Origin of the sequence: Hymenobacter crusticola (assembly GCF_002154225.1) — a bacterium.
In the GTDB taxonomy this organism is placed as follows: Bacteria; Bacteroidota; Bacteroidia; order Cytophagales; family Hymenobacteraceae; genus Hymenobacter; species Hymenobacter crusticola.
Map to the genome: position 1 here is coordinate 64353 of NZ_MTSE01000011.1, position 13389 is coordinate 77741.

Annotated in this window: 14 protein-coding genes; 12 read left to right on the forward strand and 2 right to left on the reverse strand. The window is 57.3% G+C overall.

The features are described 5' to 3' along the window. Window positions 1-18 precede the first annotated feature (18 nt). From BXP70_RS18740 to fabF, 4 genes are all read left to right on the forward strand, one after another. Window positions 19-756, forward strand: coding sequence for an SDR family oxidoreductase (locus BXP70_RS18740; protein ID WP_086595649.1), 738 nt, complete (start codon window positions 19-21; stop codon window positions 754-756). Window positions 757-983: 227 nt separating this feature from the next. Further along, window positions 984-1580: a TetR/AcrR family transcriptional regulator gene (locus BXP70_RS18745; protein WP_086595650.1), complete on the forward strand. Its 597-nt coding sequence runs from the start codon at window positions 984-986 to the stop codon at window positions 1578-1580. A 44-nt stretch (window positions 1581-1624) separates the two neighbouring features. Then, entirely contained in the window at window positions 1625-3184 is a 1560-nt protein-coding gene (locus tag BXP70_RS18750) for a DHA2 family efflux MFS transporter permease subunit (RefSeq protein WP_086595651.1), read from the forward strand. A 183-nt stretch (window positions 3185-3367) separates the two neighbouring features. Further along, window positions 3368-4621 (forward strand): beta-ketoacyl-ACP synthase II, encoded by a 1254-nt coding sequence (fabF, locus tag BXP70_RS18755; protein ID WP_086595652.1) that lies wholly within the window; start codon window positions 3368-3370, stop codon window positions 4619-4621. A gap of 126 nt (window positions 4622-4747) precedes the next feature. On the opposite strand, the gene BXP70_RS18760 is transcribed toward fabF, so the two are convergent. Continuing rightward, window positions 4748-5248 (reverse strand): hypothetical protein, encoded by a 501-nt coding sequence (locus tag BXP70_RS18760; RefSeq protein WP_143436576.1) that lies wholly within the window; start codon window positions 5246-5248, stop codon window positions 4748-4750. 173 nt (window positions 5249-5421) lie between these two features. After that, entirely contained in the window at window positions 5422-6045 is a 624-nt protein-coding gene (locus BXP70_RS18765) for an FMN-dependent NADH-azoreductase (RefSeq protein WP_086595654.1), read from the reverse strand. 270 nt (window positions 6046-6315) lie between these two features. Here BXP70_RS18765 and BXP70_RS18770 point away from each other — a divergent pair, with 270 nt between their 5' ends. From BXP70_RS18770 to BXP70_RS18805, 8 genes are all read left to right on the forward strand, one after another. Further along, window positions 6316-6759 (forward strand): winged helix-turn-helix transcriptional regulator, encoded by a 444-nt coding sequence (locus BXP70_RS18770; RefSeq protein WP_086595655.1) that lies wholly within the window; start codon window positions 6316-6318, stop codon window positions 6757-6759. 161 nt (window positions 6760-6920) lie between these two features. Then, the gene (locus tag BXP70_RS18775) at window positions 6921-7289 is read left to right on the forward strand and encodes a DoxX family protein (protein WP_086595656.1); all 369 of its coding nucleotides are present in this window, start codon (window positions 6921-6923) and stop codon (window positions 7287-7289) included. Window positions 7290-7603: 314 nt separating this feature from the next. Beyond that, a complete protein-coding gene (locus BXP70_RS18780; protein ID WP_086595733.1) occupies window positions 7604-8128 on the forward strand; it encodes an RNA polymerase sigma factor in 525 nt (174 codons plus the stop codon). A gap of 9 nt (window positions 8129-8137) precedes the next feature. Next, window positions 8138-9043: a HEAT repeat domain-containing protein gene (locus BXP70_RS18785; protein ID WP_086595657.1), complete on the forward strand. Its 906-nt coding sequence runs from the start codon at window positions 8138-8140 to the stop codon at window positions 9041-9043. Beyond that, window positions 8991-9863, forward strand: a complete 873-nt coding sequence (locus tag BXP70_RS18790; protein WP_086595658.1) for a DUF4097 family beta strand repeat-containing protein — start codon at window positions 8991-8993, stop codon at window positions 9861-9863. The genes BXP70_RS18785 and BXP70_RS18790 overlap by 53 nt, the downstream gene beginning before the upstream one ends. Beyond that, window positions 9860-10717 carry a DUF4097 family beta strand repeat-containing protein gene (locus BXP70_RS18795; RefSeq protein WP_245849682.1) on the forward strand — a complete coding sequence of 286 codons (858 nt, stop codon included), beginning with the start codon at window positions 9860-9862 and terminating at the stop codon, window positions 10715-10717. The genes BXP70_RS18790 and BXP70_RS18795 overlap by 4 nt, the downstream gene beginning before the upstream one ends. 667 nt (window positions 10718-11384) lie before the next feature. Then, on the forward strand, window positions 11385-11825 hold the full coding sequence (locus BXP70_RS18800) for a nuclear transport factor 2 family protein (protein WP_086595659.1): 441 nt from the start codon (window positions 11385-11387) through the stop codon (window positions 11823-11825). 357 nt (window positions 11826-12182) lie between these two features. Continuing rightward, complete coding sequence (locus tag BXP70_RS18805) at window positions 12183-13379, forward strand: glycosyltransferase (protein ID WP_143436577.1); 1197 nt, start codon at window positions 12183-12185, stop codon at window positions 13377-13379. Window positions 13380-13389 lie beyond the last annotated feature (10 nt).

Genomic DNA, 13389 nt, shown 5'->3' on the forward strand with positions numbered 1-13389 from the left:
CAACACACATAAGATGCTATGGAGAATATCACAGGCAAGGTAGTCGCTATTACGGGTGCCAGTAGCGGCATTGGGGAGGCCACGGCGCTGTTGCTGGCTGAGCGCGGGGCAACTGTTGTACTCGGCGCCCGCCGAGCGGCGCGCTTGGAAGCGTTGGCGGAGCGCATTACGGCCACAGGTGGCCAGGTGGCGTACATACCGACTGACGTGACCCAGCGCGCGGACGTCGCCAACCTCGTGCAACTCGCCCTCGACCAATACGGCCAACTGGACGTACTGGTTAATAATGCCGGTATTGGCTTGATTTCCGCCCTCGATGACCTGCGCGTTGAGGACTGGGAGCAGATGATTGACGTCAACCTCAAAGGCACGCTGTACGGCATTGCGGCGGCGCTGCCGATCTTCCGTCGGCAGGGTTTTGGCCAGTTTGTCAATGTCGTTTCTACTGCTGGGCTTAAGGTTGTTCCACTCCAATCAGTTTATGCAGGCACCAAAAACGCCGTGCGCACCATTTCCGAAGGCCTGCGCCAGGAAGCGGGTGCAAAGCTGCGGGTCACGCTCATTTCGCCGGGCTTCATCCACACCGACTTTGCGGAAGCCATGACCAACCCCGAGGTTAAGGCGCAGATCCTCAGCACGAGAGACCAGCTAGCTATTTCACCAGAGGCCATTGCCCGCGCAATTGTCTTTGCCATTGAGCAGCCGGCTGATGTAGATGTGAATGAAGTCGTAGTTCGCCCTACCGCGCAGGGCTAGCTTTCTTGCAGAACGATACTACCTACCTAGCGTTTCAGGCGGCTACTTGTGCTCCGTCTGCGGGAACCCTGGCAAAGCCGCCGAACGAAACCGGCGCCTTTGCCAGGGTTTTCACTTTATCTGGCGAGGAAAACAAGAACGCTCGGATGGTAGAAGAGTAGCCAGCTTTTTGCGCTGTTGGCAGTTTAATACCAAATGGTATATTTACACCGATTTTGTTAAGCCTCATGTCCAAAGCCGAACGTACGCGCCAGTTCATCATCGAGCAAACGGCCTCCATTTTCAACAAACAGGGGTACGCCGGCACGTCCTTGAATGACCTCACTGCGGCAACGGGCTTAACGAAAGGCGCTATTTACGGCAACTTTGAGAACAAGGAAGAAGTGGCGCTGGCCGCTTTCGACTACAACCTAGGTCTGGTCCGGGAAGGAATGCGGGCCGGCGCAGAAAGCAGTGCTCCTGCCCGCGAAAGGTTGCTGGCCATGCCTCGCTTCTACCGGAAAGCCTTTTTGGAGTTGCGAGGTGTAGGGGGCTGCCCCATTCTCAACGCCGCCGTGGAAGTTGATGATGCCCCACCAGCGGCCCTGCGCCAGCGCGTGCAAGAGAGTTTGCGGGGCTGGCGAGGTAACATCGTCCAGATTATTAAAGCAGGGCAACAGGTAGGTGACTTACGGCCCGAAGCCGAAGCGGACCGCTACGCCACGCTCTTTATTGCGCTGGTAGAAGGCGGCATCTTGGTTGCCAAAGCCACCAGCGACGCTAGCGCACTGTTCACCACCCTCGACCACATCGAGCACCTGATCAACACGGAATTAGCCGTCTGACTTTTTTCTCTAAAAATATACCAAACGGTATAAACATCCTTCCCATGCGTGTTTTGCCTCTCTTTCTGCTGTGTGCCACGGTCATTGCGGCGGCCGTGATGGAGTTGATTGATACCAGCATCGTGAACGTGGCACTGTCGCACCTGAGCGGCAACCTAGGTGCGACGCTCGCTGACACCTCGTGGGTTATCACCTCGTACGCCATCGCCAACATCATTGTCATTCCCATCACGAGCTTCCTGGCTGCCCGGCTCGGACGGCGGCGCTACTTTATCGGCTCGATTATTCTGTTTACCATCGCTTCGGCGCTGTGCGGCACCGCGAGCAACATCTGGACCTTGGTGGCCTTCCGCTTCGTGCAGGGCCTAGGAGGCGGTGCGCTGCTTTCAACTTCGCAGACGATTGTTTTTGAGGCGTTTCCGCCGGAGAAGCGCGGGGTGGCGAGTGCGCTGTTTGGTATCGGCGTATTCACTGGCCCGACTATCGGGCCGACCCTAGGCGGCTACATTCTGGACGTGAGCACCTGGCATTGGATCTTCTTAGTCAACGTGCCGATTGGCATAGTGGTCACCATCGCGGCGTTTTTGCTGGTGCCAGAGCCAGCGGCTGCCAACCGTGCCACCCTGCGCATGGATTGGCTAGGTTTGCTGCTGCTCATTGTGGGTGTGGGCGCCTTGCAAGTGGTGCTAGAGCGCGGGCAAGAGGAAGACTGGTTTGCCACGCCTTATATCACGCAGCTCAGTGTAGCGGCGGTGGTAGGCCTCGTGGCCTTTATCTGGTGGGAGCTTACCACCAACTACCCCATCGTGGACCTACGCGTGCTGAAAAGCCGGACGCTCGCCGTGGCAGCCCTGCTCACCTTCGTGACGGGCATGGGGCTGTTTACCTCGGTGTATCTCACGCCCGTATTTGCCCAGCGCCTGCTGCACTTTCCGGTGCTCGATACCGGCTTGCTCTTGCTGCCGGGCGCTGTGCTGGCCATTTTTTGCCTAATGCTCACGGCCCGTGCCCTGCAAAAAGGCGTACCTATTCCGGTGGTCATTGCGCTGGGCTTCGTGCTGTTTTTCGCTTTTAGCTGGCGCATGGCTGGGCTAAACGGAGCAGCGGGCAAGGACGATTTTTACTTTCCCTTGATTTTGCGCGGAGCAGGCCTAGCGCTGCTCACGGTGCCACTCACGGCGCTGGCTGTGTCGGGACTGGCCCTGAAGGACATTGCCCAGGGCGCGGCCCTGAATAACATGATGCGTCAACTCGGCGGCTCGTTCGGCATTGCCATCGTGAATACCTACCTCGCTACGCGCTTCGCCGAGCACCGCCAATCGTTGGTAACGCACCTGAGCGCGGTAGATTTGCCCGTGCCAGAGCGGCTAGCCAGCGGTACGCAGCTGGTAATTGCTCGGCTGGGGCAGCCGGTACTAGAGGCCCAGCACCGCGCCTATCAACTGCTCGATTCGACGGTGAACCAACAGGCGGGTATTCAAAGCTATAACGACGCTTTTTTGTTAGTTGGGGTGTTCTTTTTGGCAGCCATGCCGCTCCTGCTGCTCGTGCTGCGTCGCCCGCAAAGCAGTGGGCCGGTGCAAGTCAGCTTGTCGGATCACTAATAGCTTATCCTAATAAGTTGTCATTTCGACTAGCGGGAGAAATCTCGCGTACTGGCGCCAGGCAGGCATTACCAATCCAGGCGAGATTTCTCCCGCTGGTCGAAATGACGTTCGCTTTCCCGTCGCGCCTTGGCTGGCTAGGCCCTACTTACCGATTCCTTTCTTTCTTCTACTAGTACATATATGCCTGATTTAAAACGTGTAGTCGTGACGGGTGTGGGGGCGCTGACGCCTATTGGCAACGACGCAGCTGGCTTTGGCCGTGCCCTCGTGGCGGGGGTGAGCGGGGCCGCACCCATCACGCGCTTTGATGCGGCCAAGTTCAAGACCCGCTTTGCCTGCGAGCTAAAAGGCTTCGATCCGCTCGGTCATTTTGAGCGCTCCGAAATCCGCAAATATGATCCGTTCACGCAGTACGCCTTGGTGGCAGCGGATGAAGCTATTCGCCACGCCGAGTTGAATTTTGACCACCTGAATCGCAACCGCATCGGCGTGATCTGGGGCTCAGGAGCGGGTGGGTTGCTGACGTTGCAAGAGCAGATAAGCGAGTTTGCCCAAGGCGATGGCACGCCGCGCTTCAATCCCTTCTTCGGCGCTAAGATGATTGTGGATATTGCCGCAGGCGTGATTTCTATTAAGTATGGGCTGCGGGGGTTGAACTACGCCACCGTGTCGGCCTGCGCCACTTCTACCACGGCCCTGCTTGACGCCTTCAACTACATCCGCTGGGGCAAGGCCGAGGTGCTGATTTCCGGCGGCTCGGAGGCGCCAATCAACGAAACTGGCATTGGCAGCTACAACGCCCTGCGCGCCCTCTCCACCCGCAACGAAACGCCAGCTACCGCCTCACGCCCCTTCGACGTCAGCCGCGACGGGTTCGTGGTGGGCGAAGGCGCCGGGGCACTGGTGCTGGAAGAGTACGAGCACGCCCGCCGGCGGGGCACCCCCATCTTGGCAGAAGTGGTAGGTGGCGGCATGGCCGCCGATGCCTATCATCTCACGGGCACGCACCCGGAAGGCGAAGGTGCTTACCTCAGTATGCAGGCCGCCCTCGATGATGCGAGCCTGCACGCCGCGCAAATCGACTATTTGAATGCTCACGCCACCTCCACGGGCCTAGGTGACGCCAGCGAGCTGCGGGCCATTGAACGGGTGTTTGGCCCAGCGCCCCACCTACACATCAGCGCCACCAAATCGATGACTGGGCACTTGCTAGGAGCGGCAGGCGCCGTGGAAGCCATTGCTTGCGTGCTGGCTGTGCAGCAAGACGTAATACCACCCACCATCAATACGACGCAGACGGATGCAGGCTTTGCCAGCCAGCTCCACCTGACCCTAGGTCGACCGGCCTACCGCCCCGTGGAATACGCCATGAGCAACTCGTTCGGCTTCGGCGGCCACACAGCTACCTTGATACTCAAGAAGTTCGTTGCGTAGGGAGAGGTCATATGATAGCTTCTGGCCCGGAAGGTAGCTCTGCGCAACATTTCTCCTATTCCCGTGCAATACGATTCCCTAGCTCTCCAACGAACCTAGCTCATCGCACGCAATAGCAGCTAGCTATCAAGGCTTTAGCAAGGGCCACGTGAAGCTGATGCCTTTAGCCTGTTCGGTGCGGATGTCGAATTTCTGGCCTTTAAGGTCTTCTGGCTTGGGTTGTGCGTAGGGCTGCAAGGAGCCATTGGCCTTAACTATTGCGATATCGTGGTAGGAGATAAACAAGGTAATACGGTCGCCTGGCTGACAATACTTCATCCATTGGGCTAGGTTCACGTTGGATTGATTCACGATCGAGGAGGGAATAACGGGACGACCGCGGCGCACCAATGTCATCAGGGCGTTGCGGAAGCGGTAGTGTACCTGCTCCGAACAATCGTCGGGCGAAGTCACGCGCAAGGTGATCTGGGGCGTTAAGACACTGCCGGTAGCTGGTATTTCCTGGTTGTTGCTCAACACTTTGAGTATGGGCGCCGAACAATCGATTTGGGCAACGGCTTCTTCGGCAGCGGCCAGCAGCACAACCAGCCCGAACGCCCGCATGGCTAATAGAGTAGATCTTGACATCGTAAAGAGCAGCCTAGCAAAATAAGAAGGAACGCAACGCCCGAGCCGCTCTGCGTCAACGCATAAAGAACGGTTAGCCTTATTAAGAGAACGATAAAGCAAAAAAAACTGCCTGCCGCAAACCACTACAAGACGGGTATGCGGCAGGCAGTTGTTGCTAAAATAGCCACTTCCTATACTTCCACCAACGAAGAGGTAGCGGCTAGATCAATGCTGGCTAGCGCTTTCTCCAGCGCCGTATCCTGAACGCCGGGGATGGCAGTACCTTCTACCCGTACTGCGGTTACGTCCGTCATTCCGAGGGTACCGAGCACGGTTTTCAGGTAAGGCACTACAAAATCGTGGCCGACCATAGGCCCTTCGGAGTAGATACCGCCGCTAGAAGCAGCTAGGTACACTTTTTTGCCTTGCACCAAACCGACGGGGCCGTGCTCGCTGTAACGGAACGTGACGCGAGCCCGCACGATGTGGTCGAGCCAAGCTTTCAAGGTCGACGAAATGCCGAAGTTGTACATGGGCGCGCCAATAACGAGAACATCGGCGGCTTGGAGGGCAGCAATGGCCTCGTCGGAGTGGCGCACCGCCGCTTGCTGGGCAGACGTGTGTTCTTCGGCGGGCGTATTGATGGCTTGCAGGTACACCTCTTCCATATGAGGGTACGACTTGTTGGTAAGGTCGTACACCTGCACCGTGCTGCCCGGATTAGCAGCCACAAGTTTATCCACCAGGGCATTGCCTAGCTGAACACTGAATGCCGCACTACCGCGCGGACTGGAAATTATATGCAGAATGTGCATGATCGAAGAGAAATAAAGAGAAGTAAATGCAACGTGTCGGTGTAGCCGGGCTAGGTCAGCTACCTAGGTTGCTACTAGCCAAAAATCAACGCCAACCATCAGCTTCAAGCTTGGCAGGCCCTGCGCGCAACAGGCTTGCCCAACGTGACAACTCGCAGTGGTTTGGTGCGGGCAAAGGTGGAGGCTAGGTGGTTTATTTTGGCTAGTGGTTTACCAAAGGATACCGGTATCCTGTAGGATACAAACCTGATTTTGAGCGACCTTTAGGGCATGCAACAGCCCTATCCTCGACCTACTAGTGCGCAGGAATGCACCGGCGCCATGCGCTCCGTACGCGACGCCCTCGATTTGCTCGGCGGCAAGTGGAAGCTTCCCATCATCGTCGGCCTCATCGACGGGCCGAAGCGGTTCAAACAGCTGCAACGCGACGTGACCGGCATCACCGCCAAGATGCTCAGCAAGGAGCTAAAAGAGCTGGAAGTGAACGGCTTGCTCACCCGCCACGTCGAGGCCGACACGGCGCCGGTGGCCGTCACCTACACAATGGCGCCCTACGGCGAGAACTTGTTTCCGGTGATTGAGGCCCTGCGCATGTGGGGGCAGCTGCACCGCACGCACATCATGCACCCGTCGGTGGCTGATGAGTCGGAATCAGTGTTGCAGCTAGCGCCCGAGCAGCCTAGCGCCAGCGAAGAAGTGAAGCAAGCCGGCTAACGCAAAGTATTCTAGGCCAATTCGGTATACTAAAGAACATCGGTATACTGCGGGAAACCGCTAGCCGAAATAAACCAAGTAAACGCCATCTTTACTCCTAATCTAAAGGGCCGTTTGTCGGCCGGGGCAATCGTTCTTTTTTCACGTTTATTTCTGTCGTTATGTCTTCTTCCACTCGCAACATCATTGCCTGGATTCTGCAAGGCCTACTGGCCCTAGCTTTCATTGCGTCCGGATTTAAAAAACTCTCCGACTTACCTGCCACCGTCGGCATGTTCGGCAGCATGGGGCTGCCCGGCGCCCTCGCTTACGTGGTAGGGGCGGCCGAACTGCTGGGCGGCATTGGCTTGCTGGTGCCGCGCTTCACACGTTTGGCGGCTATCGGCCTGATCATCATTATGGTTGGCGCGGTAATAATGCACGCCACTAAAATCCCGGGGGGATTAGCGGGCGGCATGCCGGCGCTGGTGCTGCTGGCGCTCTTAGCCCTCGTGCTGTGGTTGCGCCGGCCAGGGGCATCGGTGGCGTAAGCTAGCCTAGCCGGATCGTGCTGTCTGGCAGCTCGGCCAGATCTACAATCTGGCCGAGCGATATACGCTGAACTATACGAAGTAGCGCGAAGCCTGCGCTTCGCGTGTCGTTGAATGATGTGGGCTAGGGTCACACCTAGCTTTCATCGTTCTTCGACACGCGAAGCGCAGGCTTCGCGCTGCTTCGGTTTTAGCCATTTTCGGAAAAAGTTTTCGGCTGGCTGTAACCTTACTGCTTAGCCGCAGTGTCCACATCAAAATCACCTCCACCAAACCTTCGCTCTCGGTTGGATACGCTTACTGACAACGCGCTCATGCTCCGGGTGAAAGCCGGTGATGTCGACCGAATGGGCCTGCTCTTCGAGCGCTACCACCGGAAGCTGTTCGGCTTTCTTTACCACATGCTCGGTCAGGCCGAAGCCAGCGAGGACCTGGTACAAACCGTGTTTTACCGGATGCTGAAATATCGCCATACCTACACGGGGGAGGGCGAGTTTCGCACCTGGATGTACCACCTAGCTCGCAACGTGCTGGCCGACCACGTGAAGAAGAACCGCCACAGCGTCCGCCACACCGACGTGGCCGAGTGGAGCGAGAAAATTGGTGGGGGAGCGGGTGCCGATGAGAAGTTGCAGCGCGAGCAGGAAGTAGCTACCCTGCACCGGGCCCTGGCGCACCTCTCCGAGGATTACCGAGAAGTACTGGTACTGAGCCGTTTTCAGGAGCTGAAGTATGAGGAGATTGCCCGGGTGCTAAACACAACCGAGGGCGCCGTGAAAGTGCGGGTGCACCGGGCCATGAACGAGCTGAAGACCATTTACCTACGAATTGAAAACTGACGATAGATAATGAATTGTGAACACGCCAAAGAGCAGCTCCTCGATTACCTGAACCACGAACTTCCCGAGGCTGAGCGCCCCCTTGTGGCCGCCCACCTCGAGGAGTGCACCGAGTGCCGCGAGGAGCTACTGGCCCTACAAAGAGTGTGGGGTACGATGAGCGCCATACCAGTGCCAGAACCTAGCGAAAATGTGCGGCCGGCCTTCTACGCCATGCTTTCGGCTTACAAGGAAGAGACACAAGCCAAACCTAGCTCTTGGGCGGCCGTGTGGCAGTGGCTGCAAGCCGTCTTCACGCCGCAGCAAGCCCTGCGCTTAGCCTACAGCCTAGCATTGGTCGGCGTTGGGGTGGCCGTTGGGTTTTGGCTGAACAAGCAGCCCGCACAAACCGCTGACAACCAGCAGCTGGCCACCCTCACCAAGCAGGTTGCCGACATGCGCCAAGTGATGCTGCTCTCCCTTATCGACAACCCCTCGGCCACCGAGCGGCTACGGGCGGTGAGCTACACCAAGGAGCTGAACAACGCCAACCCTAGGGTAGTCGAGGCCTTGCTGAGCACGCTGAACCACGACGAAAACGTGAACGTGCGCTTAGCCACCCTCGAAGCCCTAGCCCAGCTCGCCCACGAGCCCGCCGTGCGCCAAGGCCTGGTGCAATCGTTGGCGAAGCAAGAGTCGCCGCTAGTGCAGTCGGCGCTGGCCGATGTGATGGTGCAGCTCCAGGAAAAGCGCTCCGTGAAACCCTTGCGTCGCTTGCTGAATGACCCGGCGCTGAACGAAGCCGTGCGGGGCAAAATCAAAGAGAGCATCCAGTCCTTATCGAATGGCCAAGCGGCCCCTTCCACTTCCAACAAACCCTACGATGAAACCTTCCATCCTACCCCATCTGACGGGGCTGCTGGTACTGCTGTCTAGCTGCCAAGCCCAGGCCCAAGGCCGCGAAGCCACGGAGAAAATCAGCAAGGAATTCACCATCGCTTCCGACGCCAGCCGCAACGTGCTAGCCCTTTATAACATCGACGGCGCGGTGACGGTGCAAGGCTACGACGGCAACAAAGTAGTGATTGAAGCCACCAAGATCATTTCCGCTGATGACCCGCAAACCCTGGAGCTAGGCAAGAAAGAAGCGCAGCTAGGCTTTCTGCAGCGCGGCGACAGCATCGTCGCCTACACCGCCGCCCCCTACGACTCGCGCCCCCATAATGGCCGTGGCAACTGGAACCACAAGGAAATTGACTACCACTACACCTTCAACTACGTGGTAAAAGTGCCGCGCCAGCTGAATCTGCACGTGTCGACGGTGAATAACGGCAAGCTCACGATTCAAGATGTGACCGGGAAGCTCGAGGCTTACAACGTGAACGGCGCCATTGCGCTTACCAATGTGCGCGGCACGACCAAGGCCCACACCGTGAACGGCAACGTGGAAGCGTCCTACGTGGCTAGCCCCAACGGCGCTTCGTCCTACCACACCATCAACGGGCAGATCATCGTGAGCTACCCGAAAGATGTATCGGCCGACGTGCATTTCAAAAGCATGCACGGCGAGCTGTTCACCGATTTTCCCAACGTGGAGACGCTGCCCGCGCAGGTCACGCAAAACAAACAAAACAGCGGCAACGGTACCCGCTACAAACTCAACAAGGATACGGCCATGCGGCTCGGCAAAGGCGGCAAAGACTTCCGCTTCGAGACCCTCAACGGCGACGTAACCATCAAACAGCAAACCAAGTGAAAACGACCTTCCTTCCTACCGCTACCCGCCATTTGCTCCGCGCTAGCTTGCTCACGGCACTCGTAAGCGCCACGCTTCCCACCCTAGCCCAATCGGGCGATAAAGATCAGCTGGTGGTACCGCTCAGCTCACCGGGCAAACCCGGCATGCTGCGCGTGAAGCTCGTCAACGGCTCCATCAACGTGGTTGGCTACTCGGGTAAAGACGTTGTGATTGACGCGGCTTCTCGGGATAGCAAGCGCACCGCTTCGCGCCACCTCCCTGCTACTGCCAATGGCCTGCGCCGCATTGATAATGACTCGGGCGTGGAGCTTACCGTGGACGAGAACGACAACCGCGTAAATGTGAAAACGGACTCCTACCGGCATCCCGTTCAGCTCACCATCAAGGTGCCGCAAAACTTCTCGCTGCAAGTCAGCACCGTGCAGGATGGCAACATTGTGGTAGAAAACGTGACAGGTGAGCTGGAAGTCGGCAACGTGAATGGGGGAATTCAGCTCAAAGACGTGGGCGGCTCGGCGGTAGCAAACACCGTGAATGGCGCCGTAACTGCCACGTTCCGGAGCGTATCGAATGGCGCGCCTATGGCCTTCTCTAGCGTCAACGGCGCAGTAGATGTCTCATTCCCTAATAGTACAAAAGCTGCTTTTAAGCTCAAGACTGATCATGGCGAGATTTACAGCGACTTCGACCTCGTGACGGAACGTAGCGCACCCAAGGTAAATCGGAGTAATGAAGGCGGCACCTACCGCGTCAACGTCGACAACTGGACGTACGGTAAGATCAACGGCGGCGGGGCAGAAGTGATGATGAAGACCTTGAACGGAAATATCTATATCCGTAAGGCCAAATAGATTTGCTAACACCAGCACAACCTATTGATAACTCCGAAATCTACCCTAGTATCTGGATAAGCACCACCTTTGCTACGCATTTAGCCAAGCAGCAAAATTTAAGCACCAAATATTATTATCAATATAAATTATTGATTACTAGTTATATATAATCAAAAAACCACTTTTCAATCAACCTATCTACTAATACTAAGAAAAAATATTTCCAAGGTACCTTGCGTCACATAGTACCTTCTACTACATTTGTATCACTACTTCGAACCACCGCTAGGTAAATGTAGCCGCCCAACCGGGGCGACACCCGCCCAGCGCCAACGCCACCAGAAGCAGGTAAGTCGGTCCGCATTTTTTTGCAACGCCAGACAACCTTCCATCACCTGCCGGCATCTATCAGGGCGTTGCACCGATGCTCAACAACTGAGCCTCCTCCACAGTTGAACACTTCCCCTCTTGGGGGTAACCAGCGGAACCGCGGCCGCCTGGAACAGCCTCCTCTTGCCGAAAAAGTTCAATTTCTCTCTACTCCGATGGCACCCTAGCTTTCCCCGCTCTATTCCTTTCCTGTAGTTCTGCTCTCCTCCTGCTGAACCTTCCTCAGCTACTCCACGCTCCGCTTTTCACTCTTCCTTTCCTTTTCCTTTCTACTCCTTCCTAGCCTTTCCAAGCCATGAAAACTAAAGTTCTGTTGCTCGCCTTCCTGTTCATCAGCTTCGCTTCCGTTTCCTTTGCTCAGCGCCTCACGGCCAAAACCAAGTACCAGATAGCCCGCATCGAGGAAACCATCAACGGTTACTTGCTCACTTCTGAGGCGGGTGGAGCTAGCCAGGCCTACTTACCCGCCGCTCAGGTGATGCAAGTGCAAGGCGGCACGCTGATGGCCCAGAACGCCACTGAGCAAACTTCTGCTAAAACTGCTGAAGCCCTGCGCCCTGGCCATATCGTCTACGTTGATTTGCAAGGCACAGCTGCCGTGGCCCGCGTAGAAAGACCATCGGCTAAAGGCTCAGTGACCGACTTCCTAAACCTACTGCAAATTGATGGCGAGTGGAAGGTCGTCAACCAGATCCGCTCCGTCTCGGATGAGCAGCCTGCCTTCACGCTCAAGTAAGCTGTAGCGTACCGAAATTCTTCCGCCGCCGTGTTGCGCCTAGCGTAGCACGGCGGATTTGTGTTATGCACTGTATAAGATTTTAGCCACCCCCTTTTCTACAGAACAGCTTAACAGAACCAACATGCTGTTTATCAGTAATTTACAAACAAGCAGCTCAACTTAGCGTAACGTTGAGCTCAAGTTGGATTCATTCCAGTTAACTTTTCACTTAATGCCGAGTTTGATTATTGCTCTCTTCCCCTCAAGGTGGCAGTAGCTTTCTATGACCGGTATTATTTCTACGCTCACTCCCACCTCAAGCACCTATTTTGCTCCCCGTAGCGCTTGCAGCTGGCCTATTTCCTGGCTTCGCTAATGCAACGAGACTCGTCTTCTCTGGTCGATACGCTGACCAGCTCGGTGGAAATACCTGCTACCCTAGCTATTGAAACGCCGCCTGCCCCGCAGCTGCTGGCTTGCGTGGTGGTACCGGCCAAAAACGAAGCGGCACGCCTACCCCAGACGCTGGCGGCCCTGGCCGCGCAGGTCGACTTTGCGGGTCAGCCCCTAGACCCGCGCAGCTTTGAGGTTATTGTCCTGGCAAATAACTGCGATGATGCCACGGCGGCTACGGCTCGGCGCTTCGCCCAGGCGCGCCCTTGGCTAGCGATACACGTAGTAGAAATAACGTTGCCAGCGGCGGAAGCGCACGTTGGCCGGGCGCGTCGCTTGCTCATGGATGAAGCTTGCCGCCGCCTCGAACACACTGGCAACGCCAATACCTTCTTGGCCAGCACCGACGCCGACACGCACGTGGCCCCCACTTGGCTGGCAGCTATTCGGGCGGAGCTAGGGGCCGGCAACGATGCCGTAGGCGGCCGCATTTTAACCAACACCCGCCGGACCGCGCGGTGCGCAGTTCATCATCAACATCTGCGCGACGCCACTTACCGCATTCTGCGGGCCCGCCTAGAAAGCTTGGTTGACCCCGACCCCGCAGACCCTTGGCCCCGTCATCATCAGCACTTTGGGGCCAGCCTAGCCCTCACGCCACAAGCCTACCGCCATGTGGGCGGCTTGCCCGTGGTTCCGTATTTAGAAGACGAAGCCCTGTACCAAGCCCTGCGCCGCCACGATCTGCGCGTGCGTCATAGCCCGATCGTTCAGGTTACTACCTCCGACCGCCAAACGGGCCGGGTGGCCGTGGGCTTGTCGTGGCAGCTGCGGCAGTGGGCGCTGTTGCACCAGCAGCGGCAAGAGCCCTGCGTTGAGTGCCCCCAGGGGCTACAGGTAGAGTGGCTGGCGCGGCGTCAGTTGCGGGTTATTTGGCAACAACAGCAGCACAACTCCGTTAGGGTGTCCACCTTGGCGTTGCGGCAGCTAGCTAACACGCTCGGCGTACCGACAAGGTCCTTGGCCAAAGAGTTGAGCATTGCGGCCACCTTTGGCGCGCTCTGGCACTGGGTCGAGCAAACTCGCCATTCAGTTGGTCAATGGCCGCTGCGGTGGCCCCCCGTTCCGCTCGGCCAAGCCCTAACCGAGGTACGACAACTGCTTCGGCAGCACAGCTAGCCGCCTGCCC